Annotated in this window: 18 protein-coding genes; all 18 read left to right on the plus strand. The window is 28.9% G+C overall.

Annotation, left to right across the window (positions count from 1 at the left end; translation table 11 throughout):
* Nucleotides 1-37 precede the first annotated feature (37 nt).
* Nucleotides 38-385, plus strand: a complete 348-nt coding sequence (locus CINS_RS00875; RefSeq protein ID WP_039649049.1) for a hypothetical protein — start codon at nt 38-40, stop codon at nt 383-385.
* 59 nt (nt 386-444) lie between these two features.
* Nucleotides 445-1,356, plus strand: a complete 912-nt coding sequence (fmt, locus tag CINS_RS00880; RefSeq protein ID WP_039649051.1) for a methionyl-tRNA formyltransferase — start codon at nt 445-447, stop codon at nt 1,354-1,356.
* A complete protein-coding gene (locus CINS_RS00885) occupies nt 1,337-1,972 on the plus strand; it encodes a biotin--[acetyl-CoA-carboxylase] ligase (RefSeq protein WP_039649053.1) in 636 nt (211 codons plus the stop codon). Before fmt ends, CINS_RS00885 begins: the two co-directional genes overlap by 20 nt.
* The gene (locus CINS_RS00890; RefSeq protein ID WP_039649055.1) at nt 1,969-2,751 is read left to right on the plus strand and encodes a ParA family protein; all 783 of its coding nucleotides are present in this window, start codon (nt 1,969-1,971) and stop codon (nt 2,749-2,751) included. Before CINS_RS00885 ends, CINS_RS00890 begins: the two co-directional genes overlap by 4 nt.
* Before the next feature lie 3 nt (nt 2,752-2,754).
* On the plus strand, nt 2,755-3,606 hold the full coding sequence (locus CINS_RS00895) for a ParB/RepB/Spo0J family partition protein (protein ID WP_039649057.1): 852 nt from the start codon (nt 2,755-2,757) through the stop codon (nt 3,604-3,606).
* Between the two features lie 64 nt (nt 3,607-3,670).
* Nucleotides 3,671-4,096 carry a FoF1 ATP synthase subunit B' gene (locus tag CINS_RS00900; protein ID WP_039649059.1) on the plus strand — a complete coding sequence of 142 codons (426 nt, stop codon included), beginning with the start codon at nt 3,671-3,673 and terminating at the stop codon, nt 4,094-4,096.
* Nucleotides 4,097-4,106: 10 nt separating this feature from the next.
* A complete protein-coding gene (locus tag CINS_RS00905) occupies nt 4,107-4,619 on the plus strand; it encodes a F0F1 ATP synthase subunit B (protein ID WP_039649061.1) in 513 nt (170 codons plus the stop codon).
* Nucleotides 4,619-5,140, plus strand: a complete 522-nt coding sequence (locus CINS_RS00910) for a F0F1 ATP synthase subunit delta (RefSeq protein ID WP_039649063.1) — start codon at nt 4,619-4,621, stop codon at nt 5,138-5,140. The genes CINS_RS00905 and CINS_RS00910 overlap by 1 nt, the downstream gene beginning before the upstream one ends.
* Nucleotides 5,141-5,149: 9 nt before the next feature.
* Nucleotides 5,150-6,655, plus strand: coding sequence for a F0F1 ATP synthase subunit alpha (atpA, locus tag CINS_RS00915; RefSeq protein WP_039649065.1), 1,506 nt, complete (start codon nt 5,150-5,152; stop codon nt 6,653-6,655).
* Nucleotides 6,656-6,664: 9 nt separating this feature from the next.
* Nucleotides 6,665-7,549 carry an ATP synthase F1 subunit gamma gene (gene atpG / locus CINS_RS00920; protein WP_039649067.1) on the plus strand — a complete coding sequence of 295 codons (885 nt, stop codon included), beginning with the start codon at nt 6,665-6,667 and terminating at the stop codon, nt 7,547-7,549.
* Between the two features lie 14 nt (nt 7,550-7,563).
* A complete protein-coding gene (gene atpD, locus CINS_RS00925) occupies nt 7,564-9,018 on the plus strand; it encodes a F0F1 ATP synthase subunit beta (protein ID WP_039649069.1) in 1,455 nt (484 codons plus the stop codon).
* Nucleotides 9,019-9,021: 3 nt separating this feature from the next.
* The gene (gene atpC, locus CINS_RS00930; protein ID WP_039649071.1) at nt 9,022-9,414 is read left to right on the plus strand and encodes an ATP synthase F1 subunit epsilon; all 393 of its coding nucleotides are present in this window, start codon (nt 9,022-9,024) and stop codon (nt 9,412-9,414) included.
* Nucleotides 9,414-9,971, plus strand: a complete 558-nt coding sequence (locus CINS_RS00935) for a MotA/TolQ/ExbB proton channel family protein (RefSeq protein WP_039649073.1) — start codon at nt 9,414-9,416, stop codon at nt 9,969-9,971. Before atpC ends, CINS_RS00935 begins: the two co-directional genes overlap by 1 nt.
* A gap of 55 nt (nt 9,972-10,026) precedes the next feature.
* Entirely contained in the window at nt 10,027-10,362 is a 336-nt protein-coding gene (locus tag CINS_RS00940; RefSeq protein WP_373274113.1) for a biopolymer transporter ExbD, read from the plus strand.
* A 3-nt stretch (nt 10,363-10,365) separates the two neighbouring features.
* Complete coding sequence (locus CINS_RS00945; protein WP_052251930.1) at nt 10,366-11,145, plus strand: Tol-Pal system subunit TolA; 780 nt, start codon at nt 10,366-10,368, stop codon at nt 11,143-11,145.
* Nucleotides 11,142-12,341 carry a Tol-Pal system protein TolB gene (gene tolB, locus CINS_RS00950; RefSeq protein WP_039649077.1) on the plus strand — a complete coding sequence of 400 codons (1,200 nt, stop codon included), beginning with the start codon at nt 11,142-11,144 and terminating at the stop codon, nt 12,339-12,341. The genes CINS_RS00945 and tolB overlap by 4 nt, the downstream gene beginning before the upstream one ends.
* Nucleotides 12,342-12,399: 58 nt before the next feature.
* Entirely contained in the window at nt 12,400-12,888 is a 489-nt protein-coding gene (locus tag CINS_RS00955; protein WP_039649080.1) for a Tol-Pal system peptidoglycan-associated lipoprotein, read from the plus strand.
* Nucleotides 12,889-12,903: 15 nt separating this feature from the next.
* On the plus strand, nt 12,904-13,914 hold the full coding sequence (locus CINS_RS00960) for a Tol-Pal system protein YbgF (protein WP_039649082.1): 1,011 nt from the start codon (nt 12,904-12,906) through the stop codon (nt 13,912-13,914).
* Nucleotides 13,915-13,929 lie beyond the last annotated feature (15 nt).

The following is a 13,929-nucleotide window of genomic DNA, read 5'->3' on the forward strand; positions in this document are numbered from 1 at the left end:
TATCCACTCTATTATTATAGATTAAAAAAGGAGATTGATGAAAAAAATATTTATTTTTATTGTATCCGTGTTTTTTGCTGCATGTGGTGGAGAAAATAAAGTTCTCATTGAGGTATCTGTAAGTGATAGGCACAATCCTATCTTACATAGATATGTTAAGTATTTAAGTATAACTTCTTTGGTTGATAGTGTAAAAATTACCAATATTATTCCAAATAGAGGGAAGTGTAAAGTTGGCGGATTGTTGGATAAAGATAAGGCAAAAATTGATAAAATTTTATCTTATGGAGAAACTTGGGATTATATTCCACTTGTTAGTTGTGATAAAGTTTTAGAAGTGCAAGTTGAAACCGATCATGGGGATTGGACTTTTAGTTTTAACTAAAATATAAAATTTACCTATATCTATTATAATGTTACTTTATTTGCAGATATAGGGAAATTATGAAAAATATTGTTTTTATGGGAACTCCACATTATGCAACTTGTATTTTAAAAGAATTAATTGATACAGGTTTTAATATACAAGCTGTATTAACTCAGGCTGATAAACCAGTCGGCAGAAAACAAATTTTAACCCCAAGCAATGTCAAGCAATTTATCACAGAGTGTAATTTGGATATAAAAATTTTTACTCCAAAGAGTTTAAAAGATGAAAATATTATAAAAGATATTAAGAATTTAAAACCCGATTTTATAGTAGTTGCTGCTTATGGAAAAATTTTGCCAAAATCAATTTTAGATATAGCCCCTTGTGTTAATTTACATGCCTCCTTATTACCAAAATATCGCGGAGCAAGTCCTATACAAAGTGCTATTTTAAATGGTGATAAGATAAGCGGGGTTTGCACGATGCTAATGGAAGAAGGGCTTGATAGCGGATCTATTTTAGAGAGCGTAACATGTGATATAGAAAATAAAAATTCCGAAGAAGTATTTGCTTTGTTTTCAAATATAGCTGCCAAACTTTGTGTGAGTACTTTAAATAATTTTCAGCAGATTATCCCGAAAATTCAAGATGAAAATCAGGTAACTTTTTGTAGAAAAATTAAAAAAGAAGATGGTCTTATAAAACTAAATGATGCAAAATTAATTTATCAGAAATTTTTAGCCTTTTATCCTTGGCCTGGAATTTTTTTAGAAAATGGTTTGAAATTTATTGATATTGAACTTATTAATACAAGTGAAAATCAAACTAGTGGAAAAATTTTAAATATAGAAAATGATGGTTTTTTGTTAGGCTGTGAAAAAGGTATTTTAAAAATTAAATTTTTACAAGAAAGTGGTAAAAAAATATTAGATGGCAAAACATATTTAAATGGAAAAAGGTTAAAGCTTGGAAATTACTTATTTTGATGAGCTTGACTCTACTCAAATGTATTTATGTGAAAAAATTCGTTCTAATGAGATAAATCATAATAATGCAATTTGTGCTTTTTCTCAAACTGCCGGTATAGGAAGTAGAGAAAATTTGTGGCAGAGTAAAAAAGGAAATTTGCATGTATCATTTTGTATTAGAATTGAAGACTTACCAAATGATTTGCCATTAGCTTCGGCAAGTATTTATTTTGCATTTTTGATGAAAGAGATTTTAGAAAAAAGAGAATCTAAAGTTTGGATTAAATGGCCTAATGATTTTTATATTGATGATAAAAAAATTGGCGGTTTAATGAGTTCTAAAATAAATGATTTTTTGGTTATAGGTATAGGAATTAATTTGAAATTTGCACCTTTTAATGCTGAAATTTTAGATATAGAAGTAGATATCAAAGAACTTTTAAATGCATATTTCTCATATATAAAAAAGAAAATTTTATGGAAGAATATTTTTAGCAAGTATATGTTAGAATTCGAAAAATCAAGAAAATTTTTTATACATAATGATGGTGATATTTTGTCATTAAATGATGCTTTGTTGTATAAAGATGGTTCTATATTATTAGACAATAAAAGGATATATAGTTTAAGATGAGTGAGATAATAACTATAGCAAATCAAAAAGGCGGAGTTGGAAAGACTACGACTGCTATTAACTTAGCAGCATCTTTAGCTGTGGCTGAAAAAAAGATACTTTTAATAGATATTGATCCGCAAGCTAATGCTACTACTGGACTTGGTTTTAATAGAAGTAACTATGAATACAATATCTACCATGTTTTTATAGGTAGAAAAAAGCTTTCTGAAATTATTTTAAAAACAGAATTGCCACAATTGTATTTAGCACCTTCAAATATTTCTTTAGTAGGCATTGAACAAGAGATGGCTGAAGAAAATAAAGAATATAGAACTATACTACGCGAAAAATTGAAAGAAGTTGCTGATGATTATGATTTTATTATTATTGATTCTCCTCCAGCACTTGGTAGTATTACTGTTAATGCTTTTGCAGCTAGTGACAGTGTGATTATTCCTATACAATGTGAATTTTATGCGCTTGAAGGGGTTGCTATGGTATTAAATACTATTAAATTCGTAAAAAAGAGTATAAATCCTAAGCTTAAAATTAAAGGTTTTTTACCTACAATGTATAGTTCGCAAAATAATCTTTCAAAAGATACTATGGAAGATTTAAAGCAAAATTTTAGGCAAAAATTATTTAAAACAGGTGAAAATGAAGATGATTTTATTATCATTCCAAGAAATGTTAAATTAGCAGAAAGTCCAAGTTATGGAAAACCTATCATACTTTATGATATAAAATCTCCTGGTTCTTTGGCATATCAAAATTTAGCTCAGTCAATTTTAGGATGATTTATGGCAAAAAAGAGTGCTTTAGGAAGAGGTTTAAGTAGTATTTTAGCAGATGTTGATGAAGCTTATGAGAAAGAGCTTGGCATTAATAATAAAATTGAAATGGTGGATATAGATACAATTACACCAAATCCTTATCAGCCAAGAAAAAAATTTGACTTAGAAGCTTTAGATGAACTTGCAAATTCTATAAAAGAATATGGTTTATTACAGCCTATCGTAGTTTTAAAAAAAGATGAATTTTCTTATATTTTAATAGCCGGTGAGAGAAGATTTAGAGCATGTAAACTTTTAGGTTATGCTGAAATAAAAGCAATTGTCCTTGATGTAGATGAGATAAAGCTAAGAGAGCTTGCTTTAATTGAAAATATACAAAGAGAAAATTTAAATCCTATAGAATTAGCTCATTCTTATAAAGAATTGTTAGATATTTATAATATTACTCAAGAAAAACTTTCAGATATTATACATAAGTCAAGATCTCAGATTGCAAATACCTTAAGATTGTTAAATTTAAATGAACAAACACAAAATTTGATTATAGAAGGTAAGTTATCTCAAGGTCATGCAAAAGTATTAGTTGGACTTGAAAAAGAAGATGAAAAAACTATTGTTGATACGATTGTTGGACAAAAATTAAATGTGAGAGATACTGAAAAATTAATCAAAAATTTTAAAAATATAGATATGAATACAAAGCCAGATGAATGTCATAAGGAAGTATCAGTAGTAATGAAAAATTTGCATTCTAAGCTTAAATTGCTCGGTTTTAAATCTAATGTTAAAAATTTTAAGCTTGTGATTGATTTTCAAGATGAAAATCAAATTGAAAAACTGTTACATATTTTAAATTAAATATGTTTTTAGGATTTATTTGTTATAATTCTCAGCTTACTTTAAAGAATTTTTAGGAGTATCAATGTTTGATGATATACATTTTTCTATTATGATTGCCACGGGAGTAATCTTTTTATTTATGATAGCAATTTTAAATTCTATGCTTTATAAGCCTTTGATAAAGTTTATGGATTCTAGAGATTTAACTATTAAAAATGATGAAGATAAAATGAAAAAAAATTCTGATGATATCTCTAGTGTAGAATTTGAATTGGAGAAAATTCATGTTAAAACTAGAGATGAAATTAATCAAATTAAAGCAAAAACTATAGAAGAAGCAAAAATAAAACAAGAAAAAGAATTAACTAACAAGAAAAAAGAACTTGAAGAACAAATGAATGTTTTTTTGAAGAGTTTGAAGGAGAAAGAAAAAGAATTAAAAGAAGAATTGTATTTAAAAGTACCAGAATTCAAGCAAAGTTTTCAAAATAGCTTGAATAAAATTTAAGGAACTAGAAATGATAAGAAATATTTTATTAATTACCATCATACCTTTTTATGTTTTTGCTGCAGGGGATGGGAGTGGAAATTATGATATCTTACCAAGAACGGTAAACTTTATTTTATTTGTGGCAATTTTATATTATTTCATTGCGACTCCTATAAAAAAATTTTATAATGATAGAATTAATAAAATTTCATCTAAAATGAATGAAATTCAAGAAAAATTAATTGCTAGTAAAAATTTAAAATTAGAAATGATGAAAAAGTTAGATCTTGCTAAGCAAGAGTCAATTAACGCTGTCGCACTTGCTAAGAAAGAAGCTGAAATATTGGCTAGTAAAATTGAAAATGAAACAAAAACTGAATTAAGCGTATTGGAAAAATCATTTCAAGAGCATAAAAAATACGAGATAAGAAAAATGGAAAAAGAGGTTATAAATTCAGTTTTAGAGGAAGTTTTTAAAGATGATAATTCATATTTAAAACAAGAAGACATTATTAATATAATGATGAAAAAGGCATCGTAATGGATAATATTATAGCAAAGGTTTATGCTAAGGCTGTTTTGAGTAGGGGTGATTTTGAAGATTTTTATTCAAAATTATTAATACTTTCTTCAGCCTTTGGATCATCTAAATTTTTAGATATTTTAAATTCTTATGATATAAAGCAAGAACAAAAGTTAAATTTCTTATTTTCTTTGGTGGATAATCCAACACAAGCTTTTAAAAATTTTATAGCATTGATTGTAAGTAACTCTAGAGAAAATTTAATACCTCAAATCACTAAAGAATTAAGTGAGCAAAAGGCATTAAAGGATAATATTTTTTTAGGGAAGATTTATTCCAAAGAAGCGTTAAACGAATATGAAATTAAAAATTTAGAAGATAAATTGAGTCAGAAATTTAACGCAAAAATTAGGTTAGATAGTAAAATAAATGATAATGATGGTGTAAAAATTAGTTTAGATACTTTAGGATATGAAATATCATTTTCTATGCAAAATTTAAAAGCCAAAATGAATGAATATATATTAAAAGCAATTTAAGGAGACTGAATGAAATTTAAAGCAGATGAAATAAGTTCTATTATTAAAGAAAGGATTGAAAATTTTGATTTTAATCTTGAGATAGAAGAAACTGGTAAAATTATTTCAGTGGCTGATGGTGTTGCTAAGGTTTATGGTCTTAAGAATGCTATGGCTGGAGAGATGGTTGAATTCGAAAATGGTGAAAAAGGTATGGTTCTTAATTTAGAAGAATCTAGTGTAGGTATTGTTGTTTTAGGTAAAGCTTTGGGTCTTAAAGAAGGTAGCTCTGTAAAACGACTTAAAAAACTTTTAAAAGTTCCGGTTGGTGATGCCTTAATTGGTCGTGTTGTTAATGCTTTAGGTGAGCCAATTGATGCTAAAGGTGTGGTTGAAGCTAGTGAATTTCGTTTTGTTGAAGAAAAAGCAAAAGGTATTATGGCTAGAAAAAGTGTTCATGAGCCTTTACACACAGGTATAAAAGCTATTGATGCTTTAGTTCCAATAGGTCGTGGTCAAAGAGAACTTATTATAGGCGATAGACAAACAGGAAAAACTACTGTAGCGATTGATACTATCATCAGTCAAAAAGGTAAAGATGTTATTTGTATTTATGTTGCAATAGGTCAAAAACAAAGTACTGTAGCTCAAGTAGTTAAGAAACTTGAAGAATATGGCGCTATGGAATATAGTATTATTGTTAATGCTGGCGCATCAGATCCTGCCGCATTACAATATCTTGCTCCTTATACTGGTGTAACTATGGGAGAATATTTCAGAGATAATTCAAGACACGCTTTAATTGTTTATGATGATTTGAGTAAACATGCGGTTGCTTATCGTGAAATGTCATTGATTTTACGTCGTCCTCCAGGTCGTGAAGCTTATCCTGGAGATGTATTTTACTTGCATTCAAGATTGTTAGAGCGTGCAAGTAAATTGAGTGATGAACTGGGAGCTGGAAGCTTAACAGCGTTACCTATTATAGAAACACAAGCAGGAGATGTTTCAGCTTATATACCGACTAATGTTATTTCGATTACCGATGGACAAATCTTCTTAGAGACAGATTTATTTAATTCAGGTATTAGACCTGCTATTAATGTGGGTTTATCGGTATCTAGAGTAGGTGGAGCAGCACAGATTAAGGCAACTAAGCAAGTGTCGGGAACTTTAAGGCTTGATTTAGCTCAGTATAGAGAATTACAAGCTTTTGCACAATTTGCAAGTGATTTGGATGAAGCAAGCAGAAAACAGCTCGAACGAGGTCAAAGAATGGTAGAAGTTTTAAAACAACCGCCTTATTCTCCACTATCAGCAGAAAATCAAGTTGTAATGATTTATGCTGGAACTAAAGGATATTTAGACGATATTGCTGTTTCTAAAATTGGCGAATTTGAAACTGCTTTATATCCTTTTATTGAAGCTAAATATCCGGAAATTTTTGAGCAAATTAGAACTAAAAAGTCTTTAGATAAAGATTTAGAAGAAAAATTAGCTAAAGCATTGAGTGAGTTTAAAGCAAACCATATATGAGGTTTTTTGATGTCTAATTTAAAAGAAATAAAAAGAAAAATTAAAAGCGTTCATAATACGCAAAAAACAACGAATGCGATGAAACTTGTTTCTACTGCTAAACTTAGAAAAGCAGAGGAAGCAGCTAAACAGTCAAAGATTTTTGCACAAAAAATTGATGAAGTTTTGTCAGAAATTGCATTTAAAATAAATCAATATGAGGGGCTTGATAATAAACTTCCATTTTTTAGAAAAAAAGAAAAAGTGGAAAAGGTGGATATTATTTTTATAACTGCGGATAAAGGTTTGTGCGGTGGTTTTAATATCAAAACGATTAAAACAGTTAATGAAATGCTTGATGAATATAAAGCAAAAAAAATAAAAGTGCGCCTACGAGCTATAGGCAAAACAGGTATAGAATATTTTAATTTTCAAAACATTGAAATTTTAGAAAAGTACTTGGATACAAGTTCTAGTCCAGATTATGAAAAAGCATGCAAAATTATTAAAAGCGTGGTAGAAGATTTCATACAAGGATTAAGCGATAAGGTAGTAATTATTCATAATGGATATAAAAATATGATTTCACAGGAGCTTTGTATTAATGAGTTATTACCTGTTGCTGCTATTGCAAGCAAAGAAGAACAAGAATCAAGTTCTTTGCTTGATTTAGAGCCAGAAAGCGAAGAAATATTAAATGATTTATTAAATACATATTTTGAATACAATATGTATTTTGCTTTAGTGGATTCTTTAGCTGCTGAACATAGTGCGAGAATGCAAGCTATGGACAATGCAACTAATAACGCAAAAGCTAGAGTAAAAGAATTAAATTTGGCTTATAATAAAGCCAGACAAGAATCTATTACAACCGAATTGATAGAAATTATCAGCGGTGTTGAGTCAATGAAATAAATTTAGGAGTGATGATGCAAGGTTTTATTTCTCAAGTTTTAGGACCAGTTGTTGATGTAGAATTTGAAGATTATTTACCTCAAATTAATGAAGCAATCGTGGTAAATTATGATTTAGAAGGAAAAGAATTTAAATTAGTCCTTGAAGTGGCTGCACATTTAGGTGATAACAAAGTTAGAACTATTGCTATGGATATGACTGATGGTTTAGTAAGAGGTTTGAAGGCACAAGCTACAGGAAATCCTATAAGTGTACCAGTAGGCGAAAAAGTTCTTGGAAGAATTTTTAATGTAACGGGTGACTTGATTGATGAAGGAGAGGATGTTAGTTTTGACAAGCATTGGTCAATTCATAGGGATCCACCTGCTTTTGAAGAACAAAGTACAAAAAGCGAAATTTTTGAGACAGGTATTAAAGTTGTAGATTTATTAGCTCCTTATGCAAAAGGTGGTAAAGTAGGTCTTTTTGGAGGTGCTGGTGTTGGAAAAACAGTAATTATTATGGAGCTTATTCATAATGTGGCATTCAAACATAGTGGATATTCTGTTTTTGCCGGTGTTGGAGAAAGAACTCGTGAAGGTAATGATCTTTATAATGAGATGAAAGAGAGTAATGTTTTAGATAAAGTTGCTTTATGTTATGGACAAATGAATGAGCCACCAGGTGCAAGAAATCGTATTGCTTTAACAGGTCTTACTATGGCAGAATATTTTAGAGATGAAATGGGTCTTGATGTCTTGATGTTTATTGATAATATATTTAGATTTTCTCAATCAGGATCTGAAATGTCTGCACTTTTAGGAAGAATTCCATCAGCTGTTGGATATCAACCAACATTGGCTAGTGAAATGGGTAAATTTCAAGAAAGAATTACTTCAACTAAAAAAGGATCAATTACCTCAGTTCAAGCAGTTTATGTGCCAGCAGATGATTTAACAGATCCTGCACCAGCAACAGTTTTTGCACACTTAGATGCGACTACAGTATTGAATAGATCTATAGCTGAAAAAGGTATTTATCCTGCTGTTGATCCTCTAGATTCAACTTCAAGAATGCTAGATCCTCAAATTATTGGAGAAGAGCATTATAAAGTAGCGCGCGGGGTACAATCAGTGCTTCAAAAGTATAAAGATTTGCAAGATATTATTGCTATTTTAGGTATGGATGAATTAAGTGAAGAAGATAAGCTTACAGTAGAAAGAGCTAGAAAAATTGAAAAATTCCTTTCACAACCATTTTTCGTTGCTGAAGTATTCACGGGAAGTCCAGGAAAATATATAACTTTAGAAGACACGATAGCTGGATTTAAAGGAATTTTAGATGGTAAATATGACGATTTACCGGAGAATGCGTTTTATATGGTAGGAAATATTGATGAAGCCATTGCAAAAGCTGATACTTTAAAAGAAGTAAGTAGAAATGATGTGTGTTTAGATAACTGCAAAGTGGATAAAGCTAAAAAAGGTTAATTTATGGAAGATTTAATATCTTTAGAAATAGTTACACCAATTGGAGTGATTTATAAAGATCAAGTAAAGCTTGTTGTTTTACCAGGAAGTGAAGGAGAATTTGGGGTTTTGAAAGGCCATGCTTCTTTGATTTCCTCTTTGAAGGCTGGAATTATAGATATTGAAACATCAAATTCTACCCATGAATTAGTGGCTATTGATTCTGGTCATGCCAAAATATCTGAAACAAAAATAAGTGTTCTTGCTAAAGGTGCTGTGTGGGTTGGTGGCAATAGTGATAGTGAGATAGCAAAAAAACTCAACGAAGCAAAAGAACTCATAAAATCTATGAGTAGTGATAGTATGGCTTTAGCTTCAACTTTTGCTAAAATGGATAACAATGTAAGGCAAAAGTGATGGACTTTCAAGCAATCTTTAATTTTTTTGACAATACAAGTTTGATTACTTATATAGTATTGGCATGGTTGTCGATATATTTTATACTTAGTTTTACGATTTTATTTTCAAGATTAGCAATTATTGGTGGCTGGATTAAAGATGAAAGTCAATCTCTTGAAGCTTTAATGAGAGGTGAGAAGGATTTAAATCAAAGCTCGTCGATCTTAAAAAGATGTGTTGATATAGATGAATCAAAATTAAATATTTATAGAAATTTACTTGAAAAAAAATCAACTATAGGTCTAACTTGGCTTAGTATTGTAGCATCTACTTCACCTTTTATAGGTCTTTTTGGGACAGTTATTTCTATACTTGAAACTTTTGGTGGTCTTGAAGTTCAAAATTCATTGAGTATTATTGCGCCAAAAATCAGTGAAGCTTTAGTTGCGACAGGATGTGGGATATTAGTTGCTATTCCAGCTTATAGTTTTCATTTGATTATTAAACGCAAAGCTTATGAGTTAATTAATATTTTAGATAGTGAAATTAAATTATTAATCAGTTTAAAGGTTTAAAGTGAAATTTTTAGAGGATAAACCCGAATTAAATATCACTCCTTTAGTTGATATTATGCTTGTCTTGCTTGCTATATTAATGGTAACAGCGCCGAGCATGACTTATGAAGAAAAAGTTCAACTTCCTCAAGGATCTCAAAATAATTCTAGCGCACCAAATTTAAAAAGTCTCATTATTACTATCAATGCAAAAAAAGAGATTTTTGTTGGCAAAGAAAAATTTGATTTTATAAGTTTTGCTGATAATATGAATTCTTTAAAATATCAATATAATACTAATGAAGTAGTGTTTATACGTGCTGATAAAAATTTAAAGTATGATGATGTCATGAGTGTATTAAAGACTATGAAACACATCGGATTTTATAAAGTTGCATTGCAGACTGAGTAAAATATGAAAGAATACTCAGATTTTAATATTAAGTCTTTTATTTATGCAGTATTGATTTATTTTTGTATTGTATTTTTGGTTTTTTTTAAAATTGTGCAACTTAAGCAACAAGCGCTGGAATATACTGATAATCCCAATAATTTTATCAATATAGAGTTAGGTGATAATATTGCACAGAAATCTTCAGAGAATTTACAAGAATTTAAAGAAGAATCTTTGCAAAATCTTTTCAAAGATAATTTAACTCAAAAATATACCACCAATAAAAGTGTGAAAACACAAAATATAGAACAACAAGCAAGTAAATTTAATGAGTTATTTGGAGATATAGAAGAGTATCAGGAGGAAAAAACAACTAAAGTTCAATCTTCTATGCCTTCAAAAAAGCCTACTTTTACTTCTAGAGAAAAAATTTCAAATTTTTCTCAACAACTTAATGAAAATTTACAACTTAATGAAAATTTAGGACAATCTTTAATGGAACAAAAAGTTGGAATTTATGATCAATTTTTAGGAGCTGTAAGAAAACATCTTGAAGAGAGATGGAGAATTTATAATCCAAGTGGTAATTTGAGTATAGAAGTTGAATTTATAATTGATAGTGAAGGATATTTTCATGTAATCAATTTTTCTAAGGCATTTAGTAAAAATTTTGATTTAAAAGCAGAAGAATTTTTGAAAAATTTAGAAGGTAAGTACGTAACGTTACCTCCAAGTGGTAAAATAACACAAATTAAAATGAGACTTAGTGATGTAATTGATTTTAATACGGAGAAACAATGAAAAAGATTTTAGTTTTTTTATCCTTTTGTATGATTTTATTTGGACAAGATGCGACTATTTCTGTGGTAAATAAGGGTGTGCAATTACCAAAGATTTATATTAAAGATCAGTCTAATCTAGCTGATTTAGAGTTGAAAAAAAGTTTTTACAACATGTTGGTAAATGACATAAAAGTAAGTGCAAATTATGAAATAGTTAAAGAAGAAAATCAGGGTGATTATATATTTTCTTATATTTTAAATAAAAATGGAAAACTTTTAGATATTAATATTGATATTTTTGCTGCAAACGAAGTTAAGGCAAAAATTTATGAGCAAATTGTATCTGTAGAAGAATATCCTTTCTTGGCACATAAGAGTGTTTCACAAATGAATAAAAAATTAGGTTATGCTCCAGTTGATTGGATGGATCATAAGATTTTAATAGCAAGAACGCAAGGAAGTAAGCAAAGCGATATTCTGCTTGCAGACTATACGCTAACTTATCAGAAAATATTAATTTCAAAAGGGTTAAATTTATTTCCTAAATGGGCAAATAAAGAGCAAAGTGCATTTTATTTTACTGCCTATGATGATGAGGTTCCAACTTTATACAAATATGATATTAAAAATAAAAATACTACAAAAATTATAGCAAGTAAAGGTATGATGGTAGCTTCTGATATTAGCGATGATGGCAAAAAAATATTGCTTACTATGGCACCAAAAGATCAACCAGATATATATTTGTATGATATTAATACAAAAAATTATCAACAAATTACCAATTATTCTGGTATAGATGTAAATGGAAATTTTATTGATGGTGTTCAAAAAATTGCTTTTGTTTCTGATCGTTTAGGGTATCCAAATATCTTTATGCAAGATTTACAAAATAATACTACAGAGCAAGTTGTTTTTCATGGAAAAAATAATTCGTCAGTTTCAACGTATAAAAATTATATGGTATATTCAAGTAGAGAACATGATCAAAACGGCGTTTTTAATTTGTATTTAATGTCCACGCAAAGTGATTATATTAGACAATTAACTGCAAATGGAAAAAATCTTTTTCCAAGATTTTCAAGCGATGGTGAAAGTATTGTTTTTATTAAATATTTAGGTTCTCAAAGTGCATTAGGTATTATAAGAATTAATGCAAATAAAGCATTTTATTATGGTTTAAAGGTTGGTAAAATTCAATCTATTGATTGGTAAGTATAAAATAATCTTTTTTTTGTTATAATTAAAACATAATTCAATTAAGGAGATACGGATGAAAAAAATAGTTTTTGCTTCAATAGCTGCATTTGCAGTAATTGTAAGTGGTTGTGCTACAAAGAATAACACAACTATGAGTAGCTCAAGTAGTGTTGATAGTTCTAAAGGAAGTGGTGGTTCAGATAGTTATGGAAACTTAGATTCTTTCAATTCCGTTTCTAGCATTTATTTTGACTTTGATAAATTTAATGTTAGAAATGACATGCAAAAAGTAATAGCCAAAAATGCTCAAGTTTTCAATGGTGAAGCTGCTGGTTCTTCTATTCTTGTTGAAGGAAACTGCGATGAGTGGGGAACTGATGAATATAATCAAGCTCTTGGCTTAAAAAGAGCAAAAGCAGTAAAAGAATCTTTGGTAGCTCAAGGTGTTAGTGCTGATAGAATTAGTGTTAAAAGTTACGGAGAGACTAATCCTGTATGTACTGAAAGAACAAAAGCATGCGATGCTCAAAATCGTCGTGCTGAATTTAAAATGGCAAAATAAATTTTATTCTAAAATATGAAGATAAAATTATTTTTAGTAGCTCTTTGTGGAGCTACTTTTTTACATGCAGAAATATCAGCTTTTGATGCAGGAAAAGTAGATAGTAAAACACCTTATGGCTTAACACCAAATGAAAAACTCCAATATGAAAATCAAGAACGCTTAAAAATGCTAAATGAGTATTATACAAATTTAACCAATAAAATTAATTTAGCAGTGGAAAATATAGAAGGTCTACAAAGTGTGACTGAAGGATTAAATACACAGTATTCTAAGGTAAATACTCGACTGTTTTCTTTAGAACAAAGTTATAATGATTTTGATTCAAACATTACCCAAGAAATTCAAAATTTAAGAAAGTATGTAGAAGAAAATAGAAAGATTCAAGAAAACAATTATCAAGAAATTCAAAAAATTTTAAATGAGATAACCGACGCAATAAATAAAATCAACGCAGATTATATTTCTAAAGATGATATGAATCAAAGCATGATTTTTTTTCAATCTGAAATTGCTAGAGTTGAAAAAAATAAAGCAAATATGATTTCTAAAGTTGAGATGAAAAGTGATGATAATATTAGTAATATAAATCAAGAATTAAATGTTAGTGATAGTGAAAGAAAAGAATTAAAAGAAGAAAATAAAATAATTGTAGATGAAAGTTGGAAAAAACTACAATCAAGTGAAATTTTAAAACAAGCTATCGAAGAAGTTAATAAAAATAAATTCGATGAAGCTAAGATTAAATTTGAATATTTGGTAAATATTCATTATAAACCAGCAAGGTCTACATTTTGGCTTGGTGAAATAAGATATAAGCAGCAAGATTATGCTGAAGCTTTGAATTTTTATAAAAAAAGTTCTGCTATTAGTACCAAAGGCGATTATGTACCGAAATTATTGTATCACACAGCAATTAGTTTGGATAAGGTTGGTGATACTAAAAGTGCTAATAAATTTTATAAAGCACTAAAAACAGCTTATCCTGATAGTCCGGAAGCAAAAGCTTCGCCAAATAGAAAATAATTAAGGAGAGAAAAG

Source organism: Campylobacter insulaenigrae NCTC 12927 (assembly GCF_000816185.1).
GTDB classification, from domain to species: Bacteria; Campylobacterota; Campylobacteria; order Campylobacterales; family Campylobacteraceae; genus Campylobacter_D; species Campylobacter_D insulaenigrae.

Excerpts from the sequence above, each read along its gene's own strand:
- fmt (WP_039649051.1), top strand. The coding sequence starts at position 445 with ATGAAAAATATTGTTTTTATGGGAACTCCACATTATGCAACTTGTATT.
- CINS_RS00940 (WP_373274113.1), top strand. The coding sequence starts at position 10,027 with ATGCTTGTCTTGCTTGCTATATTAATGGTAACAGCGCCGAGCATGACT.
- atpG (WP_039649067.1), top strand. The coding sequence starts at position 6,665 with ATGTCTAATTTAAAAGAAATAAAAAGAAAAATTAAAAGCGTTCATAAT.
- atpD (WP_039649069.1), top strand. The coding sequence starts at position 7,564 with ATGCAAGGTTTTATTTCTCAAGTTTTAGGACCAGTTGTTGATGTAGAA.
- CINS_RS00960 (WP_039649082.1), top strand. The coding sequence starts at position 12,904 with ATGAAGATAAAATTATTTTTAGTAGCTCTTTGTGGAGCTACTTTTTTA.
- CINS_RS00900 (WP_039649059.1), top strand. The coding sequence starts at position 3,671 with ATGTTTGATGATATACATTTTTCTATTATGATTGCCACGGGAGTAATC.
- CINS_RS00895 (WP_039649057.1), top strand. The coding sequence starts at position 2,755 with ATGGCAAAAAAGAGTGCTTTAGGAAGAGGTTTAAGTAGTATTTTAGCA.
- CINS_RS00955 (WP_039649080.1), top strand. The coding sequence starts at position 12,400 with ATGAAAAAAATAGTTTTTGCTTCAATAGCTGCATTTGCAGTAATTGTA.
- CINS_RS00945 (WP_052251930.1), top strand. The coding sequence starts at position 10,366 with ATGAAAGAATACTCAGATTTTAATATTAAGTCTTTTATTTATGCAGTA.
- CINS_RS00890 (WP_039649055.1), top strand. The coding sequence starts at position 1,969 with ATGAGTGAGATAATAACTATAGCAAATCAAAAAGGCGGAGTTGGAAAG.
- tolB (WP_039649077.1), top strand. The coding sequence starts at position 11,142 with ATGAAAAAGATTTTAGTTTTTTTATCCTTTTGTATGATTTTATTTGGA.
- CINS_RS00910 (WP_039649063.1), top strand. The coding sequence starts at position 4,619 with ATGGATAATATTATAGCAAAGGTTTATGCTAAGGCTGTTTTGAGTAGG.
- CINS_RS00875 (WP_039649049.1), top strand. The coding sequence starts at position 38 with ATGAAAAAAATATTTATTTTTATTGTATCCGTGTTTTTTGCTGCATGT.
- CINS_RS00905 (WP_039649061.1), top strand. The coding sequence starts at position 4,107 with ATGATAAGAAATATTTTATTAATTACCATCATACCTTTTTATGTTTTT.
- CINS_RS00935 (WP_039649073.1), top strand. The coding sequence starts at position 9,414 with ATGGACTTTCAAGCAATCTTTAATTTTTTTGACAATACAAGTTTGATT.
- atpA (WP_039649065.1), top strand. The coding sequence starts at position 5,150 with ATGAAATTTAAAGCAGATGAAATAAGTTCTATTATTAAAGAAAGGATT.
- atpC (WP_039649071.1), top strand. The coding sequence starts at position 9,022 with ATGGAAGATTTAATATCTTTAGAAATAGTTACACCAATTGGAGTGATT.